This is a genomic window from uncultured Nostoc sp., from assembly GCF_964245445.1.
Taxonomy (GTDB): domain Bacteria; phylum Cyanobacteriota; class Cyanobacteriia; order Cyanobacteriales; family Nostocaceae; genus Nostoc.
Genome location: NZ_CAXTNE010000175.1, coordinates 1 through 17,068 on the forward strand (window position 1 = coordinate 1; position 17,068 = coordinate 17,068).

At 40.9% G+C, this 17,068-nt stretch carries 14 protein-coding genes; 8 read left to right on the top strand and 6 right to left on the bottom strand.

Annotation, left to right across the window (positions count from 1 at the left end; translation table 11 throughout):
* Positions 1-36: 36 nt before the first annotated feature.
* The 3 genes from ACFE90_RS24580 to ACFE90_RS24590 form a co-directional block, all read right to left on the bottom strand.
* The gene (locus ACFE90_RS24580; RefSeq protein WP_375505078.1) at positions 37-2,004 is read right to left on the bottom strand and encodes a prolyl oligopeptidase family protein; all 1,968 of its coding nucleotides are present in this window, start codon (positions 2,002-2,004) and stop codon (positions 37-39) included.
* A 319-nt stretch (positions 2,005-2,323) separates the two neighbouring features.
* Positions 2,324-2,539 (bottom strand): DUF2839 domain-containing protein, encoded by a 216-nt coding sequence (locus tag ACFE90_RS24585; protein ID WP_229482725.1) that lies wholly within the window; start codon positions 2,537-2,539, stop codon positions 2,324-2,326.
* A gap of 231 nt (positions 2,540-2,770) precedes the next feature.
* The gene (locus tag ACFE90_RS24590; RefSeq protein WP_375505079.1) at positions 2,771-4,324 is read right to left on the bottom strand and encodes a helicase C-terminal domain-containing protein; all 1,554 of its coding nucleotides are present in this window, start codon (positions 4,322-4,324) and stop codon (positions 2,771-2,773) included.
* Positions 4,325-4,505: 181 nt separating this feature from the next.
* On the opposite strand from ACFE90_RS24590, the gene ACFE90_RS24595 reads away from it, so the two are divergent.
* The gene (locus ACFE90_RS24595; protein WP_375505080.1) at positions 4,506-5,468 is read left to right on the top strand and encodes a M48 family metallopeptidase; all 963 of its coding nucleotides are present in this window, start codon (positions 4,506-4,508) and stop codon (positions 5,466-5,468) included.
* A 461-nt stretch (positions 5,469-5,929) separates the two neighbouring features.
* A complete protein-coding gene (locus tag ACFE90_RS24600; protein ID WP_375505081.1) occupies positions 5,930-6,355 on the top strand; it encodes a hypothetical protein in 426 nt (141 codons plus the stop codon).
* A 329-nt stretch (positions 6,356-6,684) separates the two neighbouring features.
* Here the strand turns inward: ACFE90_RS24600 and ACFE90_RS24605 are convergent, their stop codons facing one another.
* The gene (locus ACFE90_RS24605) at positions 6,685-7,242 is read right to left on the bottom strand and encodes a Uma2 family endonuclease (protein ID WP_375505082.1); all 558 of its coding nucleotides are present in this window, start codon (positions 7,240-7,242) and stop codon (positions 6,685-6,687) included.
* Between the two features lie 101 nt (positions 7,243-7,343).
* Between ACFE90_RS24605 and lysS the strand changes: the two genes are divergently transcribed.
* The 4 genes from lysS (at position 7,344) to ACFE90_RS24625 (ending at position 13,744) form a co-directional block, all read left to right on the top strand.
* Positions 7,344-9,029: a lysine--tRNA ligase gene (gene lysS, locus ACFE90_RS24610; RefSeq protein WP_375505083.1), complete on the top strand. Its 1,686-nt coding sequence runs from the start codon at positions 7,344-7,346 to the stop codon at positions 9,027-9,029.
* Positions 9,030-9,189: 160 nt separating this feature from the next.
* Entirely contained in the window at positions 9,190-9,591 is a 402-nt protein-coding gene (locus tag ACFE90_RS24615) for a type II toxin-antitoxin system RelE/ParE family toxin (RefSeq protein ID WP_375505084.1), read from the top strand.
* A 2-nt stretch (positions 9,592-9,593) separates the two neighbouring features.
* A complete protein-coding gene (locus ACFE90_RS24620; protein ID WP_375505085.1) occupies positions 9,594-10,316 on the top strand; it encodes a helix-turn-helix domain-containing protein in 723 nt (240 codons plus the stop codon).
* A 35-nt stretch (positions 10,317-10,351) separates the two neighbouring features.
* Entirely contained in the window at positions 10,352-13,744 is a 3,393-nt protein-coding gene (locus ACFE90_RS24625) for a CHAT domain-containing protein (RefSeq protein ID WP_375505086.1), read from the top strand.
* 27 nt (positions 13,745-13,771) lie between these two features.
* On the opposite strand, the gene ACFE90_RS24630 is transcribed toward ACFE90_RS24625, so the two are convergent.
* Together ACFE90_RS24630 and ACFE90_RS24635 are read right to left on the bottom strand one after the other, a co-directional pair.
* The gene (locus ACFE90_RS24630; protein WP_375505087.1) at positions 13,772-14,227 is read right to left on the bottom strand and encodes a DUF29 domain-containing protein; all 456 of its coding nucleotides are present in this window, start codon (positions 14,225-14,227) and stop codon (positions 13,772-13,774) included.
* A gap of 166 nt (positions 14,228-14,393) precedes the next feature.
* Positions 14,394-14,990: a glyoxalase-like domain protein gene (locus ACFE90_RS24635; protein WP_375505088.1), complete on the bottom strand. Its 597-nt coding sequence runs from the start codon at positions 14,988-14,990 to the stop codon at positions 14,394-14,396.
* A gap of 196 nt (positions 14,991-15,186) precedes the next feature.
* On the opposite strand from ACFE90_RS24635, the gene ACFE90_RS24640 reads away from it, so the two are divergent.
* On the top strand, positions 15,187-15,816 hold the full coding sequence (locus ACFE90_RS24640) for a sigma-70 family RNA polymerase sigma factor (RefSeq protein WP_375505089.1): 630 nt from the start codon (positions 15,187-15,189) through the stop codon (positions 15,814-15,816).
* A 98-nt stretch (positions 15,817-15,914) separates the two neighbouring features.
* Complete coding sequence (locus ACFE90_RS24645; RefSeq protein WP_375505090.1) at positions 15,915-16,994, top strand: tetratricopeptide repeat protein; 1,080 nt, start codon at positions 15,915-15,917, stop codon at positions 16,992-16,994.
* Positions 16,995-17,068 lie beyond the last annotated feature (74 nt).

Genomic DNA, 17,068 nt, shown 5'->3' on the forward strand with positions numbered 1-17,068 from the left:
TACAAGCTCTACCCTGTCTACTTTTCAGACTTTTTCTTACATCGAACTCAGGTCTTGCAAAGCTGCGGCAAATTTGAAACTATGAGCAGGGACAACGCGATCGTCATGATCGGCTGTGGTAATTAAGGTTGCTGGGTAAGCTGTATCTGGTTTGATGTTGTGTAGTGGCGAATAAGTATACAGCGCTGGAAACTCTTCTGAATTATCTGCTGAACCATATTCGGAAGTCCAAGCCCAACCGATGGTAAACTTGTGGAACCGCAACATATCCATGACACCGACTGCTGGTAAAGCTGCACCAAACAAATCGGGACGTTGCGTTATACAAGCACCCACTAATAAACCGCCGTTACTACCACCTGCGATCGCTAGCTTCTCAGTCTTAGTATACTTATTAGCAATCAACCATTCAGCAGCGCCAATAAAGTCATCAAAGACATTCTGCTTTTTATTCTTCATTCCTGCTTGATGCCATTCTTCGCCGTATTCTCCACCGCCGCGTATATTAGGCATAGCATAGACACCACCCATCTCCATCCACACCAAAAGACTCACAGAAAAACCAGGTGTCATTGAGGCATTAAAACCACCATAGGCATAGAGATAAGTCGGGTTATTTCCATCTAACTTTATGCCCTTTTTATGAGTGATAAACATTGGTACTCTAGTACCATCTTGGCTATGATAAAAGATTTGTTTAGTCTCGTAATCATTAGGATTAAAATCTACCTGTGGCTGGCGGAAAATGGTACTTTTACCAGTTACCATATCGTAGCGATAGATAGTTCCTGGGGTGGTGAAACTAGTGAAACTATAAAAAGTTTCGGTATCATGACGCTTCCCTCCAAAACCTCCGGCTGAACCGAGTCCAGGTAATTCTACCTCACGAATAAACGCACCTTTGAGGTCAAATATTTTAATTTGGCTGTGAGCATCTTTGAGGTAATCAGCAACAAATTGGTTATTGAGTATCCCGGCACTTTCCAAAGTTTCTGCTGATTGGGGAATGATTTCTCGCCAATTTTCTGGTGCAGGGCTTTTGGTGTCAATTGCAATAACTCTTCCTCGTGGTGCATTTAAATCTGTGCGGAAATAAAACACGCTATCATCATTATCGATAAAGCTGTAATCTGCCTCAAATTGGTTAATTAGTTCTATGACTTCAGGATTAGGGTTAGTCAAGTCTTTAAAGAAAACCAAATTTTTGGAGTCAGTTCCCAGCCAAATTGAAATTATTAAATAGCGTCCATCTTCAGTAACACCGCCACTAAAACCCCATTCCTTTTGGTCAGGACGATGGTAAATTAGTACATCTTCTGATTGGGGTTTACCTAGTTGATGATAGTAGAGCTTTTGATAATAGTTAACATCTTCTAATTGAGTTTTTTCATTTGGCTCATCGTAGCGACTGTAGAAGAAACCTTGATTATCATGTGTCCACGACGCGCCAGAAAATTTAATCCACTTCAGGTGGTCTTGCAGGTCTTCACCAGTTTCGACATCGCGTACTTTCCATTCTTGCCAATCAGAACCAGAGGCAGATAGACTGTATGCTAAAAGTTTACCATCCTCGCTAATAGACAATCCTGAAAGAGCAACAGTACCATCTTCTGAAAGTTTATTAGGGTCGAGTAAAACTTTGGGTTCGTCGTCGAGGATTTTCAGAGTGTAGAGGACACTTTGATTTTGCAGTCCGTCATTTTTGAAATAAAAGTAGCGTTCGGTGGAACCGTCTTGCAGAGATTCGCCTTCTTTAAAAGGGATGCCATATTTTTCATAATCCCAAAGTTTGGTGAGGCGCTGTTTAATTTTTTCCCTGGTAGGAATTTCGCTCAAGTAGCCAAAAGTAACTTGATTTTGTGCCTCAATCCAAACCCTTGTTTCTTCAGAGTCAGGATCTTCTAGCCATCGGTAAGGATCTGCGACTAAAGTACCGTGGTAGTTATCGACTTGATTGCTTTTGTGGCTGGATGGGTAGGTGAGGGGTTTTTTAGAGAAGGGCATAATCTCAGGTCAAAAGTGCTTTTTTACATACTACAAAGATAGACCCAAGACGTAGAGCATATACTGACCAAACCTGCGAGAAAATTCCAATTTAAGACCAGCCTTTCAAGTTGACTGGTAAAATCTCTTTTTTTCTCTCTGCGCTACGGAGACTTTGCTCAAGTCGGGAAACCCGCCCACGCAAGTGTCCGACTCCGTGTCTGTGCGGCTAAAAATTCTTTTATTTAACCGCAGAGGCACAGAGAACACAGAGTTAAGAGGTTAAAGTTTATTAAGCAAAATTTTTACCCAGCTTGAAAGGGCTATTCTACAGCAGCATTTAGTAGACTACTTGCCACCAACCGAAGGCTGGGCCGATAAAACGGATAGTTGCCCATGCTACAACCATAAGTCCAATGCCTATCCAAGCACCACGACTTGTCCAACTGACAAATAATTCGGCTTGCTTTTTTGTGATGGGAAGCCAAGGCAAGATGCGAGTCTCTTGACCGTATGTTTCCCCTAGTGTGGTTTTACGACGCTTTGCTTCACCCATAATCAGCAACTCAAATTTTTACTTAGGTTCTATCTAAATTTATCTTGCCAAAAATCATGGCTACAGAGAGGCATTGAATCGCATCACCTGCATAAACTGATAATAGTACTTGGTTTTAGACGATCACGCTTTGGTTGACAAAATGTAAATTGGGCACTTGTACTGAGCGACTCGTGCCGAGCAAAGCCGAGGTAAGCCGAAGTATTGGGCATTGACAAAAAACTACAGACTTTAAGCAGAATTTTCTTCATCGGTATTAGAAAACAGACTGGGATCGAGATAGTTAATGCGGGCCAGAGGACTTAAGGCAGCTAGAATTTGAGCGCCGTAGCTGCGATTAACTACACGACTATCAAGTAAAGCAACAATACCTTGACTTTCTCGGACTGGAGCGATCGCTCTTTGTAATTCGTTCAAAGCTGCTGGCAACAAATATAAACGAAACCAATCTTGATGCGATCGCTTATAACGAGCTACCCTACCAGCTACTAGCGGATTTTCTAAAGATGGTAAAGGTAAAGTAGCAATAATTAACAGATGGGGTGCTGGCAAGACTCGCTGATGTTCTCGCCAAAATTCCCAACCACTAATCAAAATACCATTTTCATCTAAACAAGTTTTTTCTACTTGCACCCGCGAACCAAACTCTGAGGCCAGAATTGTCGCAACTTGAGACTTGAGTGGTACATCCCCCACCAAGACAACTGTTAATCCTGGTGCTGTAGCACTTAGACAAACCAGTGTGCGGACTTTGTGAATAAATGCCGCTTGAAATTCTGGCGTGTTAGGTAGGGGCAATTTATAGGGTACATACAGTTGAATAGCTTCTGCTTGATCCGCAGAAAACTTCAGGCAAGTTAAATCGTCCAAACCAAGGCGCTGTCGGAAAAGAGGAGCCTCAGTTTCCGGTTCGATAGCGCTGCCAATCAAAACTACTGGTTGTCGCTGCCAAATAGGTGAGAGTATTTCCCCTAATTCCATTGGGGCGTAGTGTAAAGAAAATAAACCTTGTCGATGGGCAATAGTCGCCCAGAAGAGGGTAGGGGAGGCAGGGGAGGAAAGATTTTTATTAAGGGTTTGAAATTGCTGCCAGAAATTTTTCCAATTATCTGGGAGGTTGGCTTGATCTAAAGCTAAATACAGACGACTTAAAATTTCTATTTCTGGCTGGGAAATTAGGTAGCACTGATATGGATTGACAGGATGCTGAAAAAGTTGGTGTGTAAGTTGTATCCTTGCTTCACGAATTACCTCAGCTTGATTTGGGCAAGCCAGCATGAGTTGATCCCAATCATCGGGTTGAATATCTTGGGTAAGTTGATGACGTACCCAATCTTCTAGATCATCTACCCCATCAATAATTGTGGGGATGCCTTGGGGAAAGCGATCGCCACCAGCAAATTGTCCTTTTAACCAAGCTTCTGGGGAGGTTAACAGTAACCCTTGGAACTGGGCACTAGGCCAAGCATCACCTGTCCTAATCGCTTTGTTGGCTGGTAACCACTGCTGTAGGCGGGGAATTTCCACCCGCAGCAGAAGTTGCTGTACCGCTTCTTGAGCAACAATAATTACAGGGCCATGCCACATCAGGGCTGATGCTACGAAACTGGTGCGATATCGCCCTTGATAGCCACAAACCGCCCCTACTTGAATTAGGGCACTACGTCCCAGGCGCAAGGCGCGTGCTACCAACCGTGCCATCGTCAAATGATGGGGCCAGGAAGGGAACCCCGCTTGCGATCGCAAAAAGTTATGTAGTGAAAAATGAACTTCTGCCTCAATCACACGCTTTTAATTCCATACAAAGTGACTTTTACTTCCAATTGCCCCATTTCTATTATGTTGTCCTTTGTCATTTGTCATTTGTCCTCTGTCATTTGTTAGTTGTCCTCTCTTAGTTGTCCTTTGCTAATGACTAATGACCAATGACCAATGACTAATGACCAATCACCAATTACCCTGAATTATGCCAACTTACACAGGAATTTCCAGCGAAGCCTTCAGGCATCCACTAGATCGCCAAGCCGAGCAAGCTTTACGAAATTTACCAGGATTTGATTTAATCGCTCGTAAATTTGTGGAATTTATCTACGAACGCCCTCAGTTAGTCTATCTAATGGGTAACACCATCCAAGTCGGGCCGCGTCAATATTCCACTATTTACCAGATGTTTCGGGAATGCGTCCGAGATTTGGACATTTACCCAGAACCGACACTGTTTGTCTCGCAAAATCCCCAAGCAAATAGCTATGCGCTGGGGCAAGAGAATCCTTACATAGTCATAAATACAGGGATACTAGATTTACTAGACGAAGCCGAGATTCGGGCGGTGCTAGCCCATGAACTGGGGCATATTAAATGTGGTCATACTATTTTAATTCAAATGGCGATGTGGGCGATGAGTGCTGCTTCCGCCTTGGGAGAATTGACCTTCGGCATCGGTAATCTTGTCACACAAGGTTTGATTTACGCCTTTTTTGAGTGGCGGCGTAAAGCCGAGTTATCGTCAGATCGCGCCGCACTACTAGTCATGGATGACTTGAATCCTGTGATGTCAACGATGATGAAACTCTCTGGCGGTAGTAACAAATATGCCAATGAATGTAGTTTACAAGAGTTTATCAAGCAGTCAGAAAATTATCAGGCACTCGATGAAGATGGACTAAATCAGGTATATAAATTTTTGATATACAATGGCGCTCAAGGTACGATGTTAACCCATCCTTTCCCAGTAGAACGCCTGCATTACTTACGGGCGTGGGCAGTATCCGAAGAATACCAGCAAATTCGCCGAGGAAATTATCAGCGATCGCCTGCTTCAGGATCAGTAAATGTTGCAGCAGAATCTTCCGCAAATGAAACAGAAACTTTACGCCGTCAAATTGAAGAATTACAACGAGAAATCGACAGAATGAAAAGGTCTGAGTAGTTTTGAATGCTGAGTGAAGTTATATATAATAGTGCGTTAGATTTGCCTAATGCACTATATATATCTCTTTTAGCACATACTTTGTCTGAGGTATTTCCAGAAATTAAATTTAGAACTTACACATTGACAGATAACTGATATTATGCAGTCAAGCCCAACTTTTGTGATAGGTGTTCTAAAATAAAATCACGAGCTACTTGCAGGACTTACGCATTGACAGATTAACAGAAATGAGCAATCAAGTAATGATTTTGTAAAAACTTGAATTTGAGTCTGGATTTTAGCAAAAATAATTCAGTTAAGTTTGCCATTCTAGTTTTTTTGGATTCCCTTAAAGCGGATAATATTTTCTAGCTGAACTACCATCCCCTTGGGGGTGGATAAATTCAAGATTCAAAATTAAGGCTTGAAAATTGCTTAACTATATCTCAGCATTAAATTAGATGTAGGCATTTCTGAATATGGCAATTCACTTGACAAAACGGCTTTCTGTGGTCGCTACTATTCTAGCTCTTGTCCTTTCCATGCCGGGAATTGCCTTAGCTGCACCCATTCAACTCCATACTAGTTCTGGTGTTATTTCCGCCCAAACTACCAAAGCTGCTAGCTACTCCACCTTGTCAGAGATTAACCTGACTCCCTTACAACGCCAAGAACTCCAGGCTGTGCGTCAGAGAAGAAACAGGGAAATTGAGTCAGTCTTAAACACATCGCAACGTGCCCAACTTAATCACCATCTCCGGGCTGGTAATAATATCAATCAAGCCCTAGAAAAACTGCATTTGCAACCAGAACAGCAAGATTTTGTAAAAGCGATCGTACAATTTACTAACTTGAAAATGAAAGCAATTTCATCTAGGCATTCGCTAACAGTAGATCATAAATAAAGGTTTGACTTGTACATTAGATTATTGAATCGTTGTCATATAGCAGTCCTAAATGATACGTAAGAATAAATAAAGGCTGTAATCCTTGTAAAATAAGGATTTTTATCTCGGTATTTTCTCATGAATGATTCCGGATTGCTATAGAAGATATCAATCATATTTTCTATAAGAGTCTTTTGGATAAAATGCTATCAAGCGATCGCACTTTTTTATAGGTATTTTACTCACTATTGCCCAATATGCTTGTGTTAAGACTTGATCCTCCCTAACCCTCCTTAAAAAGGAGAGAATTAAAGCAAGCCTTATGAAGCAGTCTATAATTGCCAAATTTATGGAAACAGTTGACTAATATGGATTTCAATTTCTGGAAATGCCATCAAAGATAAAGTTGCATCCTCCGGCAAAATAAATTTCAGATTGTAGCCTTCCAAAAGTGGTTCGCGGAAAACAAAAACCTGACGCTGATTCACATCCAAAATCCAGTAATCAGCAATTCCTGCATTAGCATATAAAGGTGCTTTCTGTTTGCGATCCGTGTCTAGCGTTGTATCTGCTACCTCAATCAATAAAAAGATTTCATTGGGTGCAGGATGACGATCAATATACTTTCGCGCATCAATACGGACAACAGCAATATCTGGTTCAGGTTCCGAGTATTGGCTTAACTGAATGGGATCTTGCACCCGAACTAAGGCAACTTCTGCTAGTAAACGCTTGAGATAGTCAGATGCACACAGCGTTGTTGCTGCGTGTGGAGGATTTTTGGCACTCATGGGGATAACTTGCCCATCAATCAGTTCTACCCGTTCATCGGCTGTGATAATACCCGTCTCAAGCATCCGGTGATATTCATCTACATTCCACAAGCGCACTCTAGTTTGTGTCATTGTATTTGGTTTGGCGATATTATCATCTGCAAAGTGAAATATCTCTTACTCTCAACTTTTAGAGCATCTATAATTAATCTTGCCCTATTTAGTTCGTTACCATGTCGGAAGAAGATATCCGAGCCGCAAGGCTGGAGAAAGTAGAACAACTCAAGCAGCTAGGGACTAATCCCTACGCCTATCGTTGGGAATCTACCCATCATGCAGCGCAGTTGCAAGAACAGTTTGCCGATTTAGCCAGTGGTGAAGAAGTTGATTTAGAAGTTGCGATCGCTGGACGCATTATGGCGCGTCGCGTTTTTGGTAAACTGGCTTTTTTCACCTTGCAAGATGAAACTGGCACAATTCAGCTTTATTTGGATAAAAATCGCATCCAAGAAAGCATGGCAAATATTGATGCTGATGCCTTCAATCATTTAAAACAACTTACAGATGCAGGCGACATACTGGGAGTTAAAGGTACTATTAAACGGACTGAAAAGGGCGAGTTATCTGTTTACGTTAAACAATATACTATCCTCACTAAATCGCTCTTGCCCTTACCCGACAAATGGCATGGGTTGACAGATGTTGCCAAACGTTACCGTCAACGCTACGTTGACTTAATTGTAAATCCCGAAGTGCGGCAAACCTTCCGTCGTCGCGCTCAAATTACTGGCGGTATTCGTCGTTACCTGGAACAGCGTGGTTTTATCGAAATTGAAACTCCTGTTTTCCAAGCAGAAGCAGGTGGTGCAGATGCGCGTCCGTTTATCACATACCACAACACTCTAGAAATGGAGTTGTATCTGCGAATCGAGACAGAACTCCATCTCAAGCGATTGATTATCGGCGGTTTTGAAAAGGTGTTTGAACTGGGGCGGATTTTCCGCAATGAAGGAATTTCCACTCGGCACAATCCCGAATTTACGACAATTGAAGTTTACCAAGCCTACGCCGACTACAACGATATGATGGCGTTGACAGAAGGGATTATTACCACTGTTGCCCAAGAAGTACTCGGCACATTGCAAATTACCTACCAAGGGGAAACTGTAAATTTAACACCACCTTGGCGGCGAATCACAATGCACGATTTAGTCAAAGAATCTACAGGCTTAGATTTTAATTCGTTCTCAACATTGGAAGAAGCGAAAACAGCGAGTAAAAATGCTGGTATTCCTGATGTGGATGAAGTTCAATCTATAGGTAAATTACTAAATTTAGCCTTTGAAGAAAAGGTAGAAGCTAACTTAATTCAGCCAACCTTCGTGATTGACTATCCGGTGGAAATTTCACCACTGGCCAAACCACACCGTTCTCAACCTGGTTTGGTAGAACGATTTGAGTTTTTTATAGTAGGGCGAGAGATTGGCAATAGCTTCTCAGAACTTACTGATCCTATCGACCAAAGAGAACGCTTAGAAGCCCAAATTGCTAATAAAGCAGTTGATGACTTGGAAGCCCACACTGTAGATGAAGACTTTCTCACCGCCCTGGAATATGGTATGCCGCCAACAGGTGGTTTAGGGTTTGGGATTGATCGGTTAGTAATGTTGTTAACTGATTCTGCCAGTATTCGGGATGTAATTGCCTTCCCTCTACTCAAGCCTGAAGGCAGCGTTATTAAGCAATTTACCTATGATCCAAAAACTCAAACACTGACTATTGAATTTGATAGTGGAAGTGTTTACGAGTATTTCAAAGTACCTCCTAGTGTCAAGGATGACTTAGACAATGCACCGTCTAAAGGTCAATACTTTAACAAGTCTATTAAAGGGAAATTTAAGTTTGAACAGTTGAGCTAGTAAGTACTATTCACTATTCAACAGTCGGGTGCGTTAGGCAAAGCCATAGCGCACCATTTTTATTTACCTAAGTTGTACTTACTTATTCTATATTATATTCCTTTAAAAGAATAATACAATTGACATTCCTTATAAAGAATACTATACTGTGAGGTAGGAAGTGGCCTGGACTTGGGAACTTTATCTAGATGTCAATGGGGAAATCCCCAAAGATTTGCTGGCTTTTTTCATCAGGATGATTCCCGAAGAGGAGAAACCAGAAAATCCACCAAAACCATTACTGAGTGCTTCCGAAACCAAGCGTCTGCAAGTTAATCTTCGCTACCTGTGCGACAAAGGACTCGCATCACTTACCAGTGGCATCTTTGAGAAACTGGAAGATGATTTGTATGAGTTGCGTATGACTAAGAGCGAACATAATCCACGGTTTATTTTAACGATTGCTACTCCTCAGAGATTTGTGGTGCTGTATGCCTTTATGAAGAAATACGACAACGCTATCAAAAATAGAGACAAAGAACCTGCAAGAGTGAGATTGCGTGAATTGCAGCAGAGGGAATAATAATGAAAAAGCCTAATTTTCAAGCTTGGTTACAGCAAAAGGTAAGCGCCGAACCAGAGGTAATTCTGGCGGGAAAGTTAGAGTATCTGCGCCTATATCTTACCGATGCCATGCGGGAAATACGTAATAAAGCAGGATTGACTCAGGCACAGCTAGCTCAAAAACTTGGAGTAAAGCAAGCGGCAGTGTCCAAACTGGAGTCGGCGTTAAAGGAACATGAGTTGGAATCAGTGTTGCACTATTTACACGCCTTGGGTGCAGATTTGCTGGTAGCCGTCAAACAAGGGGACGACTTATATCAAGCTAGTGATAACGAAGGTGTATTGCTGGTAGATGTACCAGATATAGTTTTCCAAAAGGCATTGGCGGCAAATATGAGCGTGCGGGAATATGTGCGTGTAGCCGTTGATAAGTTTTCCCGCGAGGATGATGGACTGAGAACAGCTTTGGTAAAACTGCTAGAAAGTGACGATTCGGTAGCAGTAAAAGTAAGAGCGCGTTTGGGTACAAGGACAATCCAAGAAGTTGCTGTAGAGTTGGAAAAATGTTTGAATTTATCTGAAGAAGAAGATCGGATTTTTGCTGTCAAAAATGTTTTGGCTGCTAATGTAGCAGTTGGAGAAAGTAATCGCGGAACTAGTGATGAAATTGATGAGATTAAGTTGTTGGATTTAGCGGAAGAATTGCTAGAGAAGTTAAAGGAATTTTTTGAGCGGTATAAATAAATTCATAAACTAAACTCATAAGCAGGAATTTATTGGTGATAGAAGAAAAACGCCTTAATGCTTATTTAAAGCTAATACATGAACTTCTCCAATCTTCTAAGGGACAAGAACCGGGAATTTTAGAGGTTCATAAAAACTTGATAGATGATGATTTGATAGACACTATGAAGCAGGTAGCTGCAACATTAGCGGAGCAGAGAGACGAAGAAAATGCCATTTTTATCCGTAGGGTTGCTGTTACAATTTCCGCTACTATAGGTAAGCCATCGTCAGCAGAAACTTATGTAGAACTTATTCTAATGCTGTTACAAGCAGTGAGTAGTAGTCATGCTGATCCACAAGTGGTTTATCCATTTCTGCAAGCTAACCTAGACAAAATTGATGATAAATTTTCTTGCTGGTTGAAGGCTTGGGCTATAGATATGTTAATAGAAGAAAACCTAATTTCAGCAGAAATCTTAGCAATTGACATTTTTAATTTCAGTAACCTGATCGCTGAGTTTCCTTTAGGAAGTAAAGCATCAAATATAGAAATTGCCATTGCTGGCTATGAGGTAGCTCAAACTGTCTTTACTCCAGAAGCCTTTTCCCAAGAATGGGCTATGACTCAAAACAGTTTAGCCGCTGCCTATATACAGCGTATCCGAGGATATAAAACCGAAAATATAGAAATTGCTATTACTGCTTTGCAAGAAGCTTTGCAAGTCTTTAATAAACAAGACTTCCCTACAGAATGGGCTATGACCCAAAACAGTTTAGCTGGTGCCTATATCAAGCGTATCCAAGGAGACAAAGCTGAGAATCTGGAAATGGCTATAACTGTTTTGCAAGCAGCTTTAGAAATCATTACCGAAAAAGCATTTGTTCAAAAATGGGCTACTATTCAAAATAATCTAGCAGTTGCTTACCGTGACCGAATCCGAGGGAACAAAGTAGAGAATCTAGAATTAGCTATAGCCGCCTGCAAATCTGCTTTACAAGTTTTTACTAAAGAAGCTTTTCCACAGGAGTGGGCTGAAACCCAAAATAATTTAGGAAATAGCTATCGCTATCGTATTAAAGGAGACAAAGCAGAAAATATAGAATTAGCGATTGCCTGTTATCAAGCAGCAGCGAAAGTTTTTAGCCAGACAGATTATCCTCAAGGATGGGCTGATGTAAAAAACAATTTGGGGCTTGCTTACTTAGAACGTATTCAAAAAGACAAAGAGCAAAATATAGAATTGGCTATATTTGCTTTTGAAGAAGCTTGCCAAATTTTTACTAAAGAAGCCTTTCCTAACGAATGGGCAAGAACTCAAAATAACTTAGGTATTACTTATTTGGATAGAATTTGTGGTACTAGATCAAAAAATTTGGATTTAGCTATTATTTCTCTACAAAAAAGCTTACAAATTTTTACCAAAGAATTTTATCCTATAGACTGGGCTATGACACAAATGAATTTGGGAATTTGCTATGGTGAGCATTTTAAAGAAGATTACACAAACGACTTAGAACTGGCTATCACTGCTTTTCAATTTGCTTTACAAATTCGTACTCAAGAAGCTTTCCCGGAAGACTGGGCATTAACTCATAGTAATATTGGTCATATTTATAACTTGCATGGATATTTTACGAAAGCAATTGAATCTTTTCAGTTAGCCTTAACCGTCTATCAACACAACATATTTCCGCTTGATTGCTTTATAACAGGACGTAACTTGGGTAACACAGCTTTCTCCAATGATAATTGGGATAAAGCTATCCAAGGCTATGAAGCAGCTATTGACGCAGTAGAAACTAGCCGTAATTGGGTAACTTCTGAATCCCGCCGTCAAGAAATTATAGAAGAATCCATTGATGTTTATCAAAACATGGTGCAAGCCTGCATCAATGCTGGACAAATAGAAAAAGCCTTTGAATACTCCGAGCGATCGCGTTCCAAACGCCTGGTAGACTTAATGGCAAGCTACAACCTCTCTCAAGGCGAAGAAATCCCCCCAAAAGTCCAAGAATTATTGCAGCAGTATGAAGCACTGCAATGGCAAATTGACCAAGAACGCCAAAGTCATAAATCTGAAAATAGCCGTAGTGAAACACGCGCTGCTTGGGAAGCTTATAATGAAGCGATCGCATTTTTAGAAATTCAAAAACAACAAGTTCGGGAAAATATCAGACGCGAAGATCCCGTATTAGCGGGAGAAATTCAAGTTAACCCCCTCAGCTTGTCAGAAATTCAAAAGCTAATTGACCAACCCAATACAGCTATCCTCAGTTTCTACACTACCAACAGCGACACTTACATTTTTGTCGTCCAGCAAAACCAAATTACTCACCACACCTGCACAGGACAAGGCTTAAATACGTTGCAAGGCTGGATTAACCAAAATTGGTTATTGCCTTATATGAATGATTCCCAAAAATGGGAAACTCAAATTGACAGTATTCTCCGCGAATTAGCTGAACGTTTACAAATACCTAAACTCATATCCCAACATCTTGAAGGAATAGAAGAATTAATTTTAGTACCTCACCTGTTACTGCATCAGATTCCCTTTGCTGCTTTACCTACAGGAGAATATCAGGAATATTTAGGAGATAAATTTCTCATCCGTTACACCCCAAGTTGTCAAATTTTAGAATTTTGTCAGCAACGCGATACTGTAGGGACATTTAATGAAATATCTCTGCAATATGGAACTGTAGAAGATGCCGAAGATAACCTTCCCTGTGCCAGATTTGAAGGCGAACAACTCGCCCAAATGTACAATATTCCATTAGAAAACAGATTAATTGGCAGCAGTCAAGCCACCTCTAATAACTATCGACAGTTAGCACAACAAGTTCAAGTACTTCATTCCTGCCACCATGCCCAATCTCGCCTCGATAATCCTTTAGAATCACAGTTAAAATTAGCTGATGGTAGCATCACCTTGGGGCAATTGATGACACCAAGCTGGCGTTTACCTCAACTTGTAGAAGTGTTTTTATCTTGCTGCGAAACTAATTTAGGTACTCCTTCGCTAACTGATGATATTCTGACTCTCTCCACAGGCTTTTTGTGCGCTGGTGCTAGAAGTGTAGTTAGTACTCTGTGGTCAGTCAATGATTTAGCCACAGCATTATTTTCCATTTTTTACTACCAGCAGCGACAAGAAGATAAAAACCGTCTGGAATCTTTACAGCAAGCCCAAATTCAGCTACGAGAATTTACAAAAGTAGACCTAAAGAAAATATTTCATGAAGTAGAAGCAAGGGAAAAAGAACTGATACGAAATAGAAAAAAATATCTTTCTGATTCTATCGAATATGAACAATGGAAGCGTGAATATAATATGTATACCAAATTGAACAAACGAATTATAGAAATCGAAAACTCTACTCAGCAATTTCCCTTTTCAGATCCTCGTTACTGGGCTGCTTTTATTTGCCACGGTTTACGGTGATAAAACAATATTGGGACGATTACTCGCTTACTCATCAACCTGATTTAGATTTGGTAAAAATTCAGGATTCAGAGTTTGCTCTAAAGTGTAAGGGCATATTTCTGGAAAAACCTGTTCACCTAATTGAGTCTCTCGCATTGCCAAAGCTAAACCCAGTTCATAAACAGTGGGGAAAACTTCGTCTAGATAGGGTTTCAAACTAGGGCTATCTTGCAAAAGTAGCTTAATTTGAACACGTTGCTCTCGAATTGTACCCAACCAGCTATTGCTACGTTTTTCTGGTTGAAATTGCCATTTCAGTAGGTGTCCTAACAATATTCCTAGCCGATTTCTTAATTCTTGCCGTTCTCTTCTACCCAAAGTTTCAATTTCTTCAATCAGGTTAACCGTATCTAATTGATCCCACTGTTGAGTTTTGAGCAAGCTAACCTGCTGTTGAGTCCAAGTATAGAAATCTGTTTCATACAGATGAGATGTGTACATATTTTCCACGGACATAAGCTTCTATTTAGCAAAACCCGATAATGACTTTAAATAATCAATCGTAGAGCGATGCCTACGGCGGCAAGCTACGCCTCACCTGCTATATAAAAAAATATTGGGTGGAGCGACCGCACCACCCAACCTAAAATAATCTAAAATCTAATGACTAATTCGCTACTTCAGCCACCTCAATTACGCGCCCTTCATAGTCCTTGACCAAAAAATTCAGGGGCTTCTGGTTGCGAATCTTGAATTTCAAACCGCGCACTTCGACTCGCATTAAAATCATTTCCAGGCAGTCGTGATCAAAACAAACGTGGCGTTGCTGATTTTTGCTACCTAAACTCGCCCCAGTAATGACATGTAGCTGGGTGTTTTTCTTCAATTGATACCACAGCCCATCATTGGCATTATTCATCATTTTGCTAGACAAGCTCGGGCCAGTAGACATATATAGTGGATCAATGCCAGTTGCGCCGAGAGTTTGTTCGTAATTGTAGTAGTAGTGCAATGGCACCTCAGCTGCTGGCAAATCTAGCAGCCCTTCATACAACTGTCGGGCAATCTCCAAATCCGACACCATTACAGTGTGTACTTTTGGGGCACTGGTGAGGAACATCCACATTGCGCCAGCGTAAGCTGCTAGCAGCATCACCATAATGCCTTGAGTGGAGAACAGGCTATCTAAGGGCAGAGAAGGCAGAAAGGAGCCTAAGGTAAGGGGACTGAGCAGGAACGATATCACACTAACTGCTATAACCATGAACAAATAAGGATTCTATAAGGGAGCCGATTTTATGATTGTCGATTAAGACTAAAATTAAGTCTTTGTTTCTAGTTTATCAATACTCAAGTAGTCTGAGTTTGGGCTACAAACTGGGCAACACCAAGATATTATGCGATTAGCTACCGGAGTGCAATTCCCAAAACTATTTTAACAACTATCCATCGAAAGGCTTATGCAAATTCCTCATTTCCCGGAAGCTAATCACCCCCTGGTAAAGTCGCTGTTCCATCACAGTGACCATGAACTACTGACTCTGTTTCAGCAAAATCCAGATGCTGGAAAGTACTTCACGGTGATTTTTTGTCGCTATAGTCCCATAGTGTATACCTTAATTCGTCATTCGGCGCGATCGCCTGTGCAGGCAGATTATCTGTTTGCCCTCACCTGGCGACATATTTACTACGAACTCGGAGGACTAAATTTAACCGACTCCGAATCAGGTAAGGAAGCCTTAACCATGCAAAATTGGTTAATTAATATGACAGCTTTCTGTATTAACGAGATTAAAGTACCACCTACAGAAGCAATTCATTATTCTCTGCAAGCAACTTCGCCGCCACTATGGTGCTATGTACAACAGGCATTAGACCAACTACCACCTGTTTTGCGATTAATCGTGTTAATGGCTCAAACTTTCCACTGGAGTGAAACTAGAATCGCCGCCTATCTGCAAGCCGAAGGAGAAGCGATCGCTCCAAGCGTTGTAGCCAATTTACTCCAGGAAGGCTATCGTATGTTAGAGGACAAATTACCCACAGATATCCGCACTATATACTTTGGAGAAGATTTATTGCAATCATAGTTTAAGTATAAATGCGTATATGATTTATCTTCAAATTAAAAAATTAAAACTTTTTTTTAGACCTTCTACTTAAACCCGCAACTTTAGGGGTAATTTTTATGAAACAACGGCTTGTATTTCCCAGGCAAAAGGTAGGCTTAATTTGTGTAGGTGCGATTTCTCGTCCCCAAATACTTGTACAGAGCTTTTTACTGTTTACTTTTTTGCTGAGTCCCATAGCTGCGAGTGCAGCTGATATTACGCAACAACTCCATCGTCCTTTAAATAGTTCAGTTGGGCGACAATCAAGAGATGAAGCAGATAGCTTGCTGAGTATCGGTGAAAAACAATACGCTTCAGGATATGCCGATAAAACAATTACGTCTTGCTTGCGGGCACTGGAACTATATCACGCAATTGGCGACCTGAAAGCACAAGGTCTAACTTACAATTTGCTTGCGAAGGCTTATGTGCAGCTTGGTAGTTTAAAAGAGGCGGAAGATGCTTTAAGAAGAGGATTAGCGATCGCTCGTGATACTAAAGACTTCCAATCTCAGGTTTTTGTGCTAAATAATATCAGTACATTTTTCCTGCAACAAGGAGAATTTGCTGCTGCCAGCAATTCTGTTGAAGATGCACTCGCAATTGCTCACGGTGTCAAAAACATTGAAGGAGAAGGACTATCTTTAAGTAATTTGGGTTTAGTAACTGCCAGGTTGGGAGATTATAATAAGGCGATTAAATTGTATGAAAACGCTTTAATTTTCCGCCGTCAGACTGGCGATGCCATCGCTGAAGCAAATACTTTGAATAATTTAGGAGATGCTTACTTAGCATCTGGAAATTATCAGGATACCATTGCCACTTATGGGGAAGCAATGCGGATAGCTAAAACTAACCGCGATCGCACTAATGAATTACGAGCAATTGACGGTTTAGTTACTGCTCACACTGCTGTCGGACGTTACGAACGGGCTTCTGATTTACTAGAGCAACGTTTAGCACTCGCTAAAGAATTGCAAAATTTGCGAGAAGAATTAAAATCTTTTGAGTCTTACGCTCAGTTATACAAGCAACAAGGTAATTACCTAACTGCCCGCAATTTTTACGAAAGGGCAATTATACTGGCGCGGACATTGGAAGACAGCAAGCAAGAAATGCAATTGCTGGATCAGCTAACTAAAATGTTTCAACCGTGAATAGAAGTTTTGAGTTAGGAGTTACGCCTAATGTGAATTAAAGAGGTTGAGACTGGAAGGTGAGAACATTGATA